This is a genomic window from Treponema sp. OMZ 803, assembly GCF_024181165.1.
GTDB lineage: Bacteria > Spirochaetota > Spirochaetia > Treponematales > Treponemataceae > Treponema.
Window position 1 is genome coordinate 994,437 of the sequence record NZ_CP051195.1, and the last position, 15,560, is coordinate 1,009,996.

General features: G+C 43.8%; 14 protein-coding genes. 5 read left to right on the plus strand and 9 right to left on the minus strand.

Annotated features, from left to right (window positions below; translation table 11 throughout):
* Nucleotide 1 precedes the first annotated feature (1 nt).
* Genes ABH09_RS04565 through ABH09_RS04585 form a run of 5 tightly spaced genes read left to right on the plus strand, consistent with a single transcriptional unit; the run spans nt 2 to nt 11,312 of the window.
* Nucleotides 2-1,945, plus strand: coding sequence for a type IV secretion system protein (locus tag ABH09_RS04565; protein WP_253715377.1), 1,944 nt, complete (start codon nt 2-4; stop codon nt 1,943-1,945).
* 59 nt (nt 1,946-2,004) lie between these two features.
* The gene (locus tag ABH09_RS04570; protein ID WP_253715378.1) at nt 2,005-2,733 is read left to right on the plus strand and encodes a VirB8 family type IV secretion system protein; all 729 of its coding nucleotides are present in this window, start codon (nt 2,005-2,007) and stop codon (nt 2,731-2,733) included.
* 23 nt (nt 2,734-2,756) lie between these two features.
* Nucleotides 2,757-3,779 carry a TrbG/VirB9 family P-type conjugative transfer protein gene (locus tag ABH09_RS04575; protein WP_253715379.1) on the plus strand — a complete coding sequence of 341 codons (1,023 nt, stop codon included), beginning with the start codon at nt 2,757-2,759 and terminating at the stop codon, nt 3,777-3,779.
* A 20-nt stretch (nt 3,780-3,799) separates the two neighbouring features.
* Nucleotides 3,800-5,455, plus strand: a complete 1,656-nt coding sequence (locus ABH09_RS04580) for a TraB/TrbI/VirB10 family type IV secretion system protein (protein ID WP_253715380.1) — start codon at nt 3,800-3,802, stop codon at nt 5,453-5,455.
* Between the two features lie 43 nt (nt 5,456-5,498).
* Nucleotides 5,499-11,312, plus strand: a complete 5,814-nt coding sequence (locus tag ABH09_RS04585; RefSeq protein ID WP_253715381.1) for an Ig-like domain-containing protein — start codon at nt 5,499-5,501, stop codon at nt 11,310-11,312.
* Nucleotides 11,313-11,361: 49 nt separating this feature from the next.
* On the opposite strand, the gene ABH09_RS04590 is transcribed toward ABH09_RS04585, so the two are convergent.
* From ABH09_RS04590 to ABH09_RS04630, 9 genes are all read right to left on the minus strand, one after another.
* Entirely contained in the window at nt 11,362-11,958 is a 597-nt protein-coding gene (locus ABH09_RS04590; RefSeq protein ID WP_253715382.1) for a DUF5004 domain-containing protein, read from the minus strand.
* A 117-nt stretch (nt 11,959-12,075) separates the two neighbouring features.
* Nucleotides 12,076-12,501 (minus strand): DUF2335 domain-containing protein, encoded by a 426-nt coding sequence (locus ABH09_RS04595; RefSeq protein WP_253715383.1) that lies wholly within the window; start codon nt 12,499-12,501, stop codon nt 12,076-12,078.
* Nucleotides 12,477-12,689, minus strand: a complete 213-nt coding sequence (locus ABH09_RS04600) for a hypothetical protein (protein ID WP_253715384.1) — start codon at nt 12,687-12,689, stop codon at nt 12,477-12,479. The genes ABH09_RS04595 and ABH09_RS04600 overlap by 25 nt, the downstream gene beginning before the upstream one ends.
* A gap of 156 nt (nt 12,690-12,845) precedes the next feature.
* Complete coding sequence (locus ABH09_RS04605) at nt 12,846-13,445, minus strand: ribbon-helix-helix domain-containing protein (RefSeq protein ID WP_253715385.1); 600 nt, start codon at nt 13,443-13,445, stop codon at nt 12,846-12,848.
* A gap of 21 nt (nt 13,446-13,466) precedes the next feature.
* Entirely contained in the window at nt 13,467-13,727 is a 261-nt protein-coding gene (locus tag ABH09_RS04610; protein WP_044013453.1) for a type II toxin-antitoxin system RelE family toxin, read from the minus strand.
* A complete protein-coding gene (locus ABH09_RS04615; protein ID WP_044016929.1) occupies nt 13,724-13,978 on the minus strand; it encodes a hypothetical protein in 255 nt (84 codons plus the stop codon). Before ABH09_RS04615 ends, ABH09_RS04610 begins: the two co-directional genes overlap by 4 nt.
* Nucleotides 13,979-14,134: 156 nt before the next feature.
* Complete coding sequence (locus tag ABH09_RS04620) at nt 14,135-14,335, minus strand: hypothetical protein (protein WP_253715386.1); 201 nt, start codon at nt 14,333-14,335, stop codon at nt 14,135-14,137.
* An 8-nt stretch (nt 14,336-14,343) separates the two neighbouring features.
* Complete coding sequence (locus ABH09_RS04625) at nt 14,344-15,051, minus strand: hypothetical protein (RefSeq protein WP_253715387.1); 708 nt, start codon at nt 15,049-15,051, stop codon at nt 14,344-14,346.
* Nucleotides 15,035-15,529: a hypothetical protein gene (locus ABH09_RS04630; RefSeq protein ID WP_253715388.1), complete on the minus strand. Its 495-nt coding sequence runs from the start codon at nt 15,527-15,529 to the stop codon at nt 15,035-15,037. Before ABH09_RS04630 ends, ABH09_RS04625 begins: the two co-directional genes overlap by 17 nt.
* Nucleotides 15,530-15,560: the final 31 nt, after the last annotated feature.

A 15,560-nucleotide genomic window follows, 5' to 3' on the forward strand; every position in this document is an offset into this window, starting at 1 on the left:
AATGAATTATAATTGGATTGACGTTCCATTTCTCGATGCGATGGAATATTTTTCGAGCATCTTTTATTACTTTCTCACTGTTGCAAAACGGCTCGGCTACATCGTTGCTCTCGTCGGGATCGGCTGGACGGCAATACAGCTGATGTTCGCATCCGTTTCGACGGAAAAAGCCTTGAAAGGACTCTTTTTTAAGTTCGCCCTTTTCTTTTTTGTACTCGCTGTCTATCATCCGGCAGTTACCCTTCTGGCAAAAACCGTCACGAAGTGGGGAGTGAGAGCTGGAGACGGGGATAATGTTATTCAAACAAACCTCGAAACGTTATTAAAGAAAGCCGAACATGATTTACAGATTGCAGAATCTCTTGAAGCAGGTGGAAATAATACAGCTGCCTCAAGCGTCACGGCAATACCGCAAATGAAAAGCCTTAAAAACACTCGCATAAACGGATCGCCGCTTGTAGGATCAGATGTTATCGATTCTCAAGGGAGAGAACAGTACATCAATACGGTCAATAAATACCGCAGTACGGAAGAAAACCGCGAATGGGCTGAAAAGACTATTAAAGCAGTTAGTGCTGTATTAAAGCCTACTTATTATAAAGATAAAAACGGCAACCTTATCAAAGCATATTACCTTGACGTTATGATGAAAGGGAAAGGCGGCGTTGCAAGTTCCTTTGTTTCCCCGAATGCGATTTTACGCATCGCACTTTTAACGGCAAATATTTTAAATAGCCGTCAGATGGATTACCTCACCGTTAAAATGGAAGAAGGAAAAAAAGATGCCGGTTGGCTTTCGATGAATAATATCGGCATAGTTCATTTAACGATGGGCGACATCGGAAACACGCTTCTTACGTGGTTGTGCTGCCTTTGTCTTATCGTCGGCTCTATTTTTGCCATTATTCAATACGTTATGTGCATTTTGGAATACTCCATTATTGCAAGTATCGGCATTGTATTCGTGCCATTTGTACTATTTGACGGAACAAAAAGTTTTGCTCAAAAAATTATTCCTGCCCTCACCGGTTTTGCCATTAAGCTTTTAGTGATGACGTTGTGTATTTTCTTTGTCTTTTATCAGTACCTCTACCTTGCAGGGACACAAATGGGAGAGACAAGCCCGCTTGATTGGACGGTTTTTGCCTACATCGCGTTTATGATCATTATCAGCTGGGTGTTAACGCAAAACGCACCACAGATTGCAATGACACTTCTAACGGGAAACCCGCAGCTTTCGATGGGAGAATTTATGCAGGCGGTCGGAACGGGGGCGGCACTCGGAGGAGCAGCCGTTACCGCTGCTGCCGTTACCGGTAAGGGAGCGCAGATGATGAAGTCAGCAGGTGCAGCGCTTATTGGCGGAACGACGAATGCAGCTGTCTCAGGAGCGGGAATGTTGGCAGAAGCGAAAGCGGCAAAACAAGCGGCCGTACAAGATTTACGTGCTAAAGGATATAGCGCCGATGAAGCGGCAGCCGTTGGTAATAGAGCCTACAGAACATCAGTCGCAAGCCATATTAAAACCGGCTTTAAGAGTATGGCTCACAGGCTCTCTCATGCCGAAGGTTCTGCAGGCAGTAATGGCGGAGGATTTGCAGGAGGCGGCTCTCGCTTTGTAAACCGCTATAGCGGTAAAGACGGAAGCGGTATGGATGCCGTCAAGCAGCCTGACGCTAATCACAGCTCGTTTAAATACGCAAAAAATCCTGAGACAGGGGCGTCGCTTACCGCAGCCGAATTTTTAGCGGAACGGCGAAATGCCGGTACGGCTCAAGGGACAGCAATGAGTGCAGCGTATGCACCGAAAAACACACCGCCTCACGGGTCGCAAAAAAACATAAAAAGCTCTATCGAGTTACCGCAAGCCCGTGAACAAAGAAGTCTTTCTGAACCTTCACGTGAAGCGTTACCTGAACCGAAGCCGCGTCTTCCGGCTCCGTAATAGAGGATTATAAAAAGAAAAAAAATTTTTCTTTAAGGAGAATAAAAAGGGACACTACTATGGGAAGTAAAATTTATTTACCGAAAGGGTTTAATACCACACCATTTAACCGGAACATTAATAAAAAGGGTGTTGAAGTAGGTTTGCGTCATTACGATGAACTTATCGGCGCAGAAAATGAACACAATATTGCATGGCGTTTCGTAGCGCTTTGCTCAATACTTGCCTTCTTTCTTTCTGTCGCCGTTAATTTTTATGCCGTTACGAGACCTGCAACGGTACCGCTTGTGATCACCGTCTCTGAAACCGGAGAAGCAAAGTATGTCGGAGACATTTCACACCTGTCGTACGGAAACATCAAAGTACCTGAAGTCGCCATTAGACGGCAGCTTGAAGACTTTATCACCTACACAGGAACGCTTTCAACCGACGGCGCGGTTATAAAAGCAAACATTGCACACTGCTATGCGATGTTAAACGAAACGGCTGCCAGTAAATACTCAAATCTCTTACGTGACAAGCATCCGTTTGAGCTTTTCGGGAAAGCAAAGAAAAATATCCTTCTTGAAAGTACCTTAAAGCTTTCTCCGCAAACCTATCAAATCGATTATATCCAAAACACCACCACCCTTGCAGGGCAAATTACCTCACGCATCCGCTACCGTGCTGTTATCAGTATGGCGTGTATGCAGCCGCCTGAAGGAAAAGAAAAAACAAACCCGCTCGGTATTTATATTACCGATTTTGACATTACCGAAGTCAACGTGCTTCAAAGCTCAAAAGAGTAATTTTTTTGCATAAGGAGTTTATGATGAATAAAAAGTATTGTATTTCAGTTTTTTTTATTGCTGCCCTCATGGCAACGAGCTGTATGACAACCCGTTTAGTCAATGAACCGATTCCGGCAGAACGTGTCAGTGAAGGAAATGCGCAGACACGTGAAGAGGAAGAAAAAGCAACCGAACGCGAAGATGAAAAGCATTTGGTTGAACTTCTTGAAAAAGAAGTTGATGTTGCAAAAACGGTTGTCTATGTTGAAAAGCCCGTGTACCGGCCGGCTGAAGCAAAAAATGATCCGCTTGCACGGGAAAATGTTCAAAAAGGACTTCCTGCAGCAAAGGCGGCAATCGATGGCGCCTTACGGATGCCTGAAAAATATTCAGGCGCAAAGATGCTCTATGATTACGATGAGCGCTTCGTTTATGAAATTTACTGTAAACCCTACCACATCACCGACATTGAACTTGAACCGGGGGAGGAAGTATGGGAAGCCCCCTTTGTTTCTGAGCCGGACGTGTGGCAAATAGGTGCGGGGGTGAGTAAAAAAGGAGGAGCGGATGTCCAGCACTTTTTTTTAAAGCCGTCATATTCAAAGCTCGCAAGTAACATGATCATTATCACAAACCGCCGGATCTATCACCTCAACTTGCGAAGCTACAAAGACGATTATATGGCGATGGTGCAGTGGAATTATCCGCCTTCCATGCCATACGTTATGGCAAAATCTGAAAATGCGGTTAATTCCGTTAAAAGCGTTTTAAGCGGTACTTCTCCTGAATTTTTATCCTTCGATTATAAAATCAAGTATTCACCATTTAAAAAACCGGCCTTTATCCCTATTCGTATCTACGATGACGGAGCAAAAACGTATATCGAAGTAGACGAGCAGGTACTGCACGGACAGCTGCCCGCCCTTTTTGCTGAAGACAAAAACATTATCAATTATCGCGTAAAGGGTAATCTTTTTATTATCGACCAGCTCATTACCAAAGCAACGCTCCGTCTTAATAAAGAGAAAGTCATCATTGAAAAACTCAAAAGCAAAAGTAAATAATGCAGGGAGAAATTAAGTATATGAGTGATATATTCGGCTTTGACGACGTTCTTGAAGGAGCGGAAAACGATACCGGCAATGAGTTTACCGGAGGAGCGCCGGTTACGAACGATGAGCTGTCAGGAGAACCGGCAGGTGATAATGAAAAGAGCCCACCACACGGCGAACAGACAAATGGCGATGAAATTATTGCGGACTTTTTTGGAGATGAAGAAAATGCCGCTTCATCCGATTACGAACGAGCAGGTGAAATCCCAGTAAGCGATTCTGATGAAAGCGATAACGATGCACAAGGTGCGTTCGATACGCAAAATCCAGTACTGGAAGCAGCTGCTGAAATGCAAGAAGCATCGAGCGAGGCTGTCCATGCAGATGAAAAATACTCCGCGCAACAGGCTCTCTCAAGCGGTAAAAGTGCGTTAAAACTGAACCGCCAATTAATCTTTTATTTTACTGTTATGGGCATTTTATTGCTCGCTGCTATCCTTATCTTTTTCACTTCATTTCGGAAAAAACCGGAAGAAAAGAAAACCATTGCAAAAGCATCAGAACGCTATGTCCCGGACTTTCCGCTCTCTCAAGGAAATGAAAAAGAAGGAGAGAAAAACACCGCCCTTTCTGAAACCCTTGCAAAAGAAGATCCTCCCGATAACACGAGTCCCTATTATTACGAGGAGCCTGTCGCCTCTTCCGAACAAAATACTTATACCTATCAAGGTGCGGCAGGAGGTGGAGCTTCGCGATCAAAAAGGCCTGATACGCGCAATAACGCAATTCAAAAACCAATCCAAGGGATTAAAGGCTTAACCCCCACTGGAAGAACAGCACAGAGTGCTGCACAAGGCTCCTATCAAAGTGGCTCAGATTCCGCAATAGCTGCTTCTCAAACAAACCCGTATGCGCAATTCGGCCTACCTGCAAAAGAAGATTTAATGAAGCAAATCCTTTCTCAGCAAGGCTTACGTGGCGGCTTTATCAATAGTTATGATTCTCAGAATAACCAAAGCGGCAAGGAAAACTTTTATACGAGCGGAAAAGGAACAAGCGATGCCGGACAATTCCTTTCTGCCTTTTCAATTTTTCAAGGTACGATTATTCCCGCGGTTCTTATTACCGGCATTAACACCGATTTACCCGGAGACATTATCGCACGGGTAACGAGTAACGTATATTCTTCGCAAACCGGTCAATTTTTGCTCATCCCGCAAGGTACACTTCTTTTTGCCTCCTATAATTCGTCTGTTTCGTATGCACAAAATAGAGTCCAGATTGCATGGCATACGCTTATACGACCTGACGGGTTTATGATGGAACTGGGCAATATGCAAGGTGCCGATGCACAAGGCTATGCGGGAGTGCGCGGAAAGGTTGACCACCATGTATGGGCATTTTTAGGCGGTATGCTTTTAACAACCGCTGTCGGACTTGGAGAGACGGCGCGTAAAGTCGAACATAAAGTCGAACAGTTACCAAAAAATTCATACCTTAATAGTGCGACTAATAGCGCCTATGATGCAACAAAGCGGCTCGCTGATAAAATTATCGACCGTGCTCTTGATATTCAGCCAACCATTGTTATCGCTCCCGGTGAGAGTGTGAATGTTTTAACGAACGCGAACCTTGCGCTCCCACCGGTTGCCCCTCCGGCGGTCACTCGCCGCTATATTCGGCATTAATATATATCATATATTGATGTTATAACATTATAATAAGGAGAAAATGATGAAACACCGCATCACCCCACTTTGGAAAGCGCTTTCACTGCTCATTGCCCTACAGCTCAGCGCTTGTTCGCTCTTTATGAAGCCCGACATTTCAAAAGGAAGTGATATCGAGCTCAATCAACTCGAATGGGAAAAATCCATCCTACAAATGAAAGCAGGCGGCATGGAACACGTAAAGCTCACCGCCTCACCACGGGAAAAACAGCGTAACGCCAAAATTACGTTCGAGTATGATGAAAAGATTATTAAAGTGATAACGAATAACTATGGCGTCGTTATTGAAGCACTGAAAGCCGGCCGTACTGTTCTGACAGCTCGAAACGGTTCCTTAAGTACCAACCTTGTTATCACCGTCGACGGATATGCAGAAGGATATACCCGTCCGCCATACATTTATTCGCAAGCAAAAGTATTAACTTTAAGACCTTTTGTCCAAGAGCGCATTTCTGTTTCCCTTTACGCAGGGCAACCGGAAGACGGAAATCAATTCAGTTGGACGAGTGAAAATCCGTCTGTCGCTGAAGTTATTCCGAACGGTCAATTTGCCCTCATCGAAACAAAAGGAGAAGGAAACACCCGTATTAAGGTAACACATCCGAAGGCTGAACACCCTTATACGATCCTTGTCTATGTCTTTGCCGATAACCAAAAACCGACCTTTATTACGACGCAAGAAAATGTCGTTACCCTTCAAAAAGATAAGGGAGAGCGTACGATTACCGTTGACCTTGAAAATCCGCAAGGAACCGTTAACCCTGCAAGTTATCGCTGGACACTTTCCACTAAAGACGGTAAAAATCCGTGCGTCAAAGTCGAAACGAACGGCAATAAAGCTGTTCTTACGCCACTCGAAGAGGGAAGTTCCCTTCTACAGGTTTCTCACCCACAGAGCGCTTACCCGCTTGAAATCCTCGTTCGCACCGTCGAAATCGTTAAAAACGTGCATATCGAATTGACGAAAAAATATGTTGAGCTTTCAGGAACGGCGACAGAGACAATTACCGCGACATTAAAAGGGTTACCGGCAGATGCTTCTTCCTATGATACCAATGCGTTCGTATGGAATATCGAAGAAAATACCTGCCTTGAATCCGTCGCTCATGCCGACCAGCTCTACCTTTCGGGAAAGGCAAACGGTATCGTCCGCATCTCCGTCTCACATCCGAAAGCGCAATATCCGCGAGAACTGTTTGTTTCCGTTATTAATCAACAAGCCGATGCCCTTGATGCCTCACGCTATATCACTACAACTCAAAACTTTATTCGTACTAAAGTAGGAGCTTCCGCTATTCAGCTTGATGTTCAGCTTTTCGGCGGCGAAGAAGGTGATGAGCGAGATTTCGTCTGGACGGTTTCAGGAAAAGACGTTGAAGGAAGCAAGGCCGCTATTATTAAGCTTGAAACGCCGACTGGTACCAGTATCTCCCGTGCAGCAGCCCCCACGTATGCGTTCGGTAAAGCGCTTATCACACCATTGAAAGAAGGCACGGCAACGATCTCAATTACCCATAAGAAAGTAAAATACCCGACCGATATTATCGTAAAAGTACTTCCCTCTTATGCCGTTCTTGAAGATCCCCTCTATTTTACCGGAACCTCTCTCGAAACACTCGTCAACGGTGCGGCAAAAGATATTTCTGTCCGACTTGCAGGCGCTCTTAAAAAAGAAAGCGATAACGAGAAAATCAGCTGGAAGTCAAGTAACGACACGGCTCTTTCCGTAATCGGAACCGGAGAACAGGCTCATATCAAAGCCACGGCGAGCGGAAATACCGTTTCCTTTATTACCGTAAGCCACCCAAAGGCCGAAGAAAATAAAAAAATTACCGTCCTTTCGGCAGACTCAGAACAAGACCTTCAAAATATGAAAGTCCTTTATGCTGATAAGTATTCCTACGGACTAAAGGCAAAGGCGGAAACGGAAGCGTTTATCTCATATTACGGATTATCGGAAAGCGAAATCGAATCCCTCGTCTGGATGGTACAGGATAACCGCATCATATCCCTCGAAAACCCGACCAATGCACAAACGCACAAAGTGCAGCATACGATGGCAAAGTTACGCGGTTTAAAAGCAGGGCAAACAACCGTTACCGTGAGTGTTAAAAATATCCCGACCATTAAGCCGGTAAAACTCACCGTCACCGTTTACCCTGAAAACGCCGACCTTTCCGTACAAGGGCAAGCGCCTTATCTGACCACCGACCAAAATGTATTGGTGCTTTCAAAAGCCGGACAAACCGGCTCTCTACAGGTACGAGCCATCGCACTTTCTGAAAGCAAACAGCAGGCGATTACTTGGACACTCGAAAAGCCCGGCATCATCGCTCTCGCTCCGAACGGCTCATCAGCTCATGTAACAGCCTTACAGGAAGGAGAAACAAAAGTCATTGTTTCTCACCCTGATAGCCAAAATGCACTCACCCTCTTTGTCAAAGTCGGAAGTGAGTATATTCACAATAACCCTAAAACGGCTTTTATCTCACTGAGCGCGGATACCGTATCGCTCGTAAAGGATGCAAAACCGGCTACCTTAAAGGCAACCCTCACCAATGCACAAGGTGCTCAAGGCGGCTTCTCTTTTACTATCGACCATCCTGAAATCGCTTCTCTTTCAAGTACCGACGAAGGAGTTTGCGTTATAACGCCGGTAAAAGCAGGTCAGGCGCAGATTGAGGTAAAAAATAAACACTGCCCCCTCTCCCGCAAAGTTCTGGTTCTTGTCGCAAATTCTCCTGAGGAACTGAAAGGACTGACCTATCTTACGACCAACACCAATGTCGTAACGGTTTACAAGGGGCAAAATAGAAATGTCTCTGCTGCAGTCCGCAATAGTGACGCTCCAATCCTTGACGGCTTTCGGTGGGAAAGTGCCGATAAGGGAATTGCAACCGTTGAACAAAGTTCCGGCGCTAATGCCGTTATCCACGGCAATGAAATCGGTACCACCCGCCTTACCGTCTCGAATACTCACTGTATCTATCCGCTTGAAATTATCGTCCAGTGTGTCGATCCTATCCTTGCAAAGAATCATCCGTATATTGACACTCCGGCAAATATTGTTCCTTTGACTGTACGTGCAAACAATATGCCCGGCGGATGGCAAACCATTACCGCTTCCCTTGAAGGAGGAACCGAAGCGGATAATCAGAATTTCAGTTGGGCAATCGAAGATTCTTCTATCGCCCAGATGTATGGACAAGGCTCCTTATGTAAGGTGCGTGCACTCCTTGCAGGTTCGACCCGCATTGTGATTCGCCACCCAAAAGCAGAAGAGCCGTGTTACGTTCTCCTTCTCTGTGATGCAGCCCCTCAAACGAATTGCTCCATCTCCGTTCGTGAATCGATTATCACGATGAAGCCGTCGGAAGGAGATAAAACGATTACGGCAACCCTCATCAACGGTACCCTTGAAGATAAATATGCCTTTAAGTGGTGGGCAGATACCTATGATGTTATTAGCCTTAATTATTCGGCAAATATCGCCAGTATCCGCCCCATCGGCGAAGGGGAAACAACCATCCATATCACCCATCCGAAAGCACCTTATGAACAGGAAATTAAGGTACGCGTTAGCGAATATACCGAATTTGCCTTTGCTGCCGACTTTATTACCCTTACCGAAGGAAAGACTCAGTTCCTTTCGATGAAAGTCCCGTCTTCTTCGATAAAAACGCATATCGAGTATATCAGTGAAAAACCGACGCTCTGTATGGTAACCGGTACCAATAAGACTGCTCAGCTTACCGCCTTAAAACAAGGTTCTACGAAAGTAAAGGCACGCCTTATCGCTACTAAAACCGGCGCTGTACAGGCAGAAGCCGAAATTCTGGTAACGATTGAAAAAGCCGACCCCGATATGGTCTATATCACCGCCTCTAAAACCGTCTATATGATTGAACAAGGCGCGACGCAAACTATTACGGCGAATATTCAAGGGAAAAATATTACCCCTGTTGACGTGCAGAATTTAAAGTGGAAAAGCTCTGAGCCTTCCATTGTCAAGCTTGCCGCGGCTTCTTCTACCGGCATTTCCATGGGACCGGAAGCGGTCTTACAGGCGGTCGGACAAGGAGAATGCACCGTTACCGTCAGCCACGAAAAAGCGCAGTCGGATTTAGTCTTAAAAATAATCGTTCCCGGAAAGGATAAACAAGAGATTACCTTAAACAAAACCTATATTCGCCTCGAGACAGGTTCTCAGACTGAAGTAAAGGCGAATATTCCCGGCGGTAAACCGAACGATTATAAGATGATTGAATGGTCGATTTCAAAGTATAATGGAGAAACGATTGCAAATGTGCTTGGCAAGGGACAATCCGTTGCCGTCTATGCGGTAAAACCCGGTAAGTCCGCCTTACGTGCGACACTTCCGAACGGCAGCGTCGCAGAGTGCGAAATCCTCGTCGAAGCAAGTAGAGACTTACAGTTTTCAACACAAAGCATCCGCGTTGCTCCCGGCGCTACACAGACCTTTACCTATCAAGTTTCTCCTTCTGATGTCGCCGTTGAATGGCGCACCTCTTCGGATGATGCCTTCTCTTACTCCGTCGATACCGTTAAAAAGGAAGTGGCGGTTACCGGCCGTAATGAAGGAAACGGTATCCTCACCGGTGTTACCCAATACGGCAATAAGGCGTCCATCCGTATCGTCTGTGCATGGGATTATGCCTTGACCCTCGGAAAGTCTGCAATCATAAGCGAGCCGGAAATTAACCCCGCACGCCCGGAGGACTTCGTTATCCCCTATACCGTTAATCCGAAAGACGCCGTCTTAGAAATCAATTGCGACACCGATATCGCAGGTTTCATCGTCGATAAAGAGAAAAAGAAAATCTTTATCACCCCGAAAAAAGAAGGGGAGACAAATCTTACCGTTACTGCAAAAAATCCGCATAAAGACGACTATACCTTTGCTACCCGTAGCTGTATGATAAAACTACGCTACGCGAAGGTGCACTTGACGGTTGAAAAAATTACACAAACCGGAAACTTCAGTCGCTTCGATAAAGGCATAAACCGTATCACCGTCGGCGACGGAGAGGACTTTACCTTCCGCATCGTTGCCGATAAAGAGCGTGCCGACCTTACCGTTACCAATGCAACCTTTACAGCAGCAAATGGTACTGAGATAACCCTCAAAGAAGATACCTCAGGCGCAGCGGATATGTATACGCTTTCGCACCCGACCGATTACCTCGAATATCGCTACCTTATCGATAAAGATGTAAAGTGCTGGATAAATATGGGCTGGATGAGGGAGAATGATTGGAAAGAATGTTCAAATATCGGCTGGCGGTATTTTAATACCGAATACGAAGGAGCGCCTCCGGGGAAAAAAGGACGTAACGGAATGGCTTTTTACGGCATAAATAACATAGGATACGAAATAAAATTAGACCCTCAAAGATATTCCAATAAAGACAATGAGATATTTTTAACAGTACGTGAGGATTCGATGCTTGCTAACTTTGTAAGATTCGAGACAACTCCGTGTACGCCATATTATGTTCTCGAAGCGGAGTTTAAACGCAACGGTTTATGGTATAAGCCGGCAATTCAATATGAAAATACAATTGTAAGGCAATGGGGTACATGGGTGTGGCAAACTAGATATGAACATGATTCGTATGACAACCATCCTGAAAAAAACTTACATAATTTTGCACGTTCTCCGGTTGATTCAAAGGAGGTAAAAGCCAATAATTTTGTAGGAAACCTTACCGTTACCTATACGCACCTCGGAAAAGCCGGAAGTCAAAAAATACCGGTTTATTTTGAACAGAGAGGCTGTGCGAAAGATCAATAAAAAATAAAAAAGGCTGCCTGTCATCATAACGGGCAGCCTTTTTTAGGCATTATTTACTAAAAACGTTCAACAATCCGCTTGATTGCGTGAGGGTGTATATTGGTCTCATACCTGAAGCACTTTTTTGTTGAGGCGTATCAACCGATTTCAATACTAATTTTTCTCCGTCATACGAAATAAGATATACCTCTTCATACGTATTGCCTTTAAATTGAAACGAACGGACTAGCTGTCCGTTTGAAATTGAATAAGTACCTGTAGAGTTATCCGAATCAATCACATCCTCTGTTTCCGGGTTAATAAGCGTTTCTTTTAGACAATATGTTTTATCCCTCCTAAAAGTTAAAGAAATATCTTTGAATGCATATTTCTTACTGATGTACATACCATCTTTATATTCAGCCTTACCTTCGGTAACAGCTTTCTGTGCATATTTAAATGTTTCTTTTCCAGACCCTTGAGTCTCTAGATCCGGAGTGTAATAAAGGATGGCGCTGCCGGTGAATACCGCTTTATCTTCTGGGGCGACGTCTTCATCCTTATGATTTGCCTTCCCCTTTTGAACACCGGAGGTCATACCCATCCCGCAAGAGAGCACTGCACAGACTAAAGTGATAAGCGCTATGAGCTTTATTCCTTTTTTCATACAACAACTACTCCTTCACTTTTTGTTGTTTATTCGATACTCGATAGCCATTCGGTTATCGTTTGTTATACAAAATTAAGTATACGTTACCGGCACACAAAATGCAACAAGAATTGATCATTCGTTCTTCTGCTCTTTTTTATTACTTTCTTTGCCATAAATAAAAACCCCAATCAGTGAAGCTACTGCCCCTATGAGCACAGAAAGTCCAATAATACTTTTTCCCAAAAAAAGTAACCCAAGTCCACCACATATGGCAATAACACCCAGCAGGAAAGCAAAAATTTGACCTTGATGAGTTCTTTGAACTGCACCGGTAATAACTGTTTTTTCTATTACCATACGATGTTCTTGTTGCTTTTCATAAGCAGCTAAGAATCTTTCTGTAATACCGGGCTGTATTGCCTCATACGCTGCCAATTCTTCAGCCGGAGGAAGAATTGATGCACGTGCCTGAAATTGTATAATAGATTGGTGGTGGTTATACGATACATCAGGAGTATTTTTTGTTTTAGGAATTAGCGAGCTGTGCTTTTTTGACATTGATTCGTTATTCCTGCAAAAGCAATTGCGGCATCTGCCCGTAAAGCATCCATATCGGCTTCCAGTGTCTTTTGATCATTGGGATATGATAGGACAATATCGTCATATGGAGTATATACACCAAATAAATCGATAATACTTGCAATGCCGTCTACAACCGATGGCTTTGATAATAAAAGTTTTGTCATTGAATAGTACTCCAAAAGAATTTTTTGATTGAATGCTCAAGCGAGCCGACAACCTGACCTTCCATAGGTAGCTCTTTTCATCATTTACTACCTCCCTTGTTATACATAAAATATGTTAGTGTATTAAGCAGTTTTTTGCAAGCAGATAACAAATTGTTACTTTTCTCGTTTTTCATAGATGAACCAAAGGTCTGGGTCGATCCAGTGCCGTAAGGCGCGTATCATAGAATACGAAGGAAAGCTAAAAGCCTTCCTGGTCTTCAAGTTATAGAGCTGATCATAATTAATACCGTTTTCAGCACACCATGAGTAAGTAAGCGGCTCTAAGTGATTATGCCCTGCTGAATATTCCCTCACTATTCGGTAATCATCCGGGCCGGTAAAGTGTTTTTGCTCAGGCTTCGCTTCTGCCGTCGAGGTTACCCACCAAGAAGGCGGAATAACATTCCGTAAGCGAAACATCGTCTCGTAGGTCGGTTTTGTCATACCGGTGATATTTCTAAAGAAAGAGATGTACTCAAGTCCATTCTCAAGCGCAAAGGAGCGGATACTCCTCCCGCTATTTTTTACAAATTGAACTGCATACAGTTCGCTTTTATCTTCAGCGGGTTTGGTTGCTTCTGCAACAGGTTCTTGTGTAAGGTACTGCATCAAGGCCGCTTCGATAATCTTTGATTGCGAAACGCCGGTCTCTTGTTCTTTCTTAAGCAGTTTATCATAGAGATTTTTCTTTATATTTGCACTTATTTGTTGCATCGTAGTGTTCCTTCAAACATGCTACTCATCGTAAACCTCTTTGCGATGACCTACTTCAACAACAGTAATTACAAGCTCTTTATCAACAATTCTGCAAAGAAGCCGATAATCGCCCACCCGATACCGCCAGAAGCCTAAGAGGTTTCCTACAAGCATTTTCCCACTAGCTCGTGGATCGCTCATACCTTCCAGCTTCAAAATAAATTTTTGTATTTGCTTCTGAATAGGCGTATCAAGCTTCAAAAAAAACTTTTTCGCCTTATCAGAAAAAACAACTTTCATAACCCAGCCTCAGCAAAAACATCTTCCGAAGAAAAAGACTTTTTACCAGACTTTTCATAATCAGCCCAAGCAGCGACAGCAGCTTCATAATCTGCCTTATCTTCAAGGCATTCATTCAGGAACAACTCCGCCGCCTTGTTCATAAACCAACTTCGAGAGCAACCACGATAATCACAAAAATCATTGATTTTCTGAAACATATCGGGCTTAAAACTCACGCTCATACTCTTAGCTTTAGCCAAAACTGCCATAAATACCCCCAAATAACACCCCTTACGGGGCTATCATCTGATACTAAAAATAGTACTTATTTAATAATTTTATTAAAAATATTAGAATTATTCATATTTGTCAAGCAGTATGGGGTAAAATAACAACCGAGAAAGGCTTCAAAGGACTAAAATTTTCTAAAACAGCATCGATTGTATTGTACGGATAGCTTTTGCGATCAAGAAAGGAATATTGTAATAACAGAAGATGGCTAAAACCGCCAGCATACTCAGCTTGAGCGCGAACATAAGGAAGCGTAACAACCGCGACCGTCGCCGGTATGACTGGTGCGGAATAATGATAATATACGACTCATCATCGTCAAAAAAACGCATCATTGTTTTCCTTACAGGCCGCTGTGTACCGCAGGCTTATGGGGACTATCGGTGAAACGGTCGATATAGTGTGCAAGGCGCATCAAATAATGAATATCGATCGGCTCTTTTATGCGGACAGCAATATATATCCGTTCACTTTTTTTAAAAAAACGCACTAGAGACAATTGCAAAAAGGATATTAAGGAAGGAGAAGCAAAGGTGAGCCGTAAGCCCATCGGATCGCGGATATTCATTTTATTTTCCTGCCTGCAAGAAAGGAGTAGACCATGCTCGGCAATGTTTTCAATGATACAATCATATTCATAGCCGTCTATCAAGGCCGTTTGATAGAGTTGTTTAAGTCCGAATGTTTTCCAATAAGTAACTCCTACTGGAAGCCGTCTTTCTCCTCGTTTATCTGCTGTTTCAAAGCGGCTTTGAAGAAATGCAAGTTTATATGCTAATTCTAACGGTAAGGTATGAGTGAAGACTGCTGTGTAATGCCGCCTTTTACCGCGAACGCCGGTTAATTGTACCGGCACCGATAAACGTTCCCCTCGATAGGTAATAAGCAGTTTATCATGTCCCTGTCTCGGGGACAATTCCGTAATACAGTAAAGCTGCCATGCTTCTTGAAAGAAAAAAACCGGAATACACGAATGAGGTGTTCCAGCCTCCTCAATTACAATCTTTTCAATCCCTAAATAGCTTAATACCTGTTTATCGACATGAATCACAGGGGACACTCCTTTTTCCTTGTTTGGCATACCAATAGCCGTATTTTTCTAACAACGTGATAAGCGTTCTTTTACCCATCTTTTTTTGATCGAGGAGCAGCCCCAACTCTCGATAAAAAAGTGCATCAAATCCAAAATACGCACCATAAGTAAGGTTATCTAAAAGAAATAACATCCGCTTTAATACATCAATACGCCTCCCAGTCGCGGTGTATAAAACGGTTACCGCAGGCCTTACCAAAGGAAGTATCCGTTTACATCCGGCTTCTTTCCCATAAATAATGTATGCACGGCGCATGGAAGGGAAGGTGTAAAAAAGGATGACGGGGCTTTTATCATCAAAGGTAAAGACGGTCGCATCCGGAAGCGTTTCAACATGGGCGGCTCCTCCGTGTGCGAATAAAGACAGTCCCTTTTTTTCAGATGGAATAGATATGGTAATCATACTATATAAGATAATGTATTGTAGTAATAACATCAATACGATATACTAAGAGTATAATATTGTA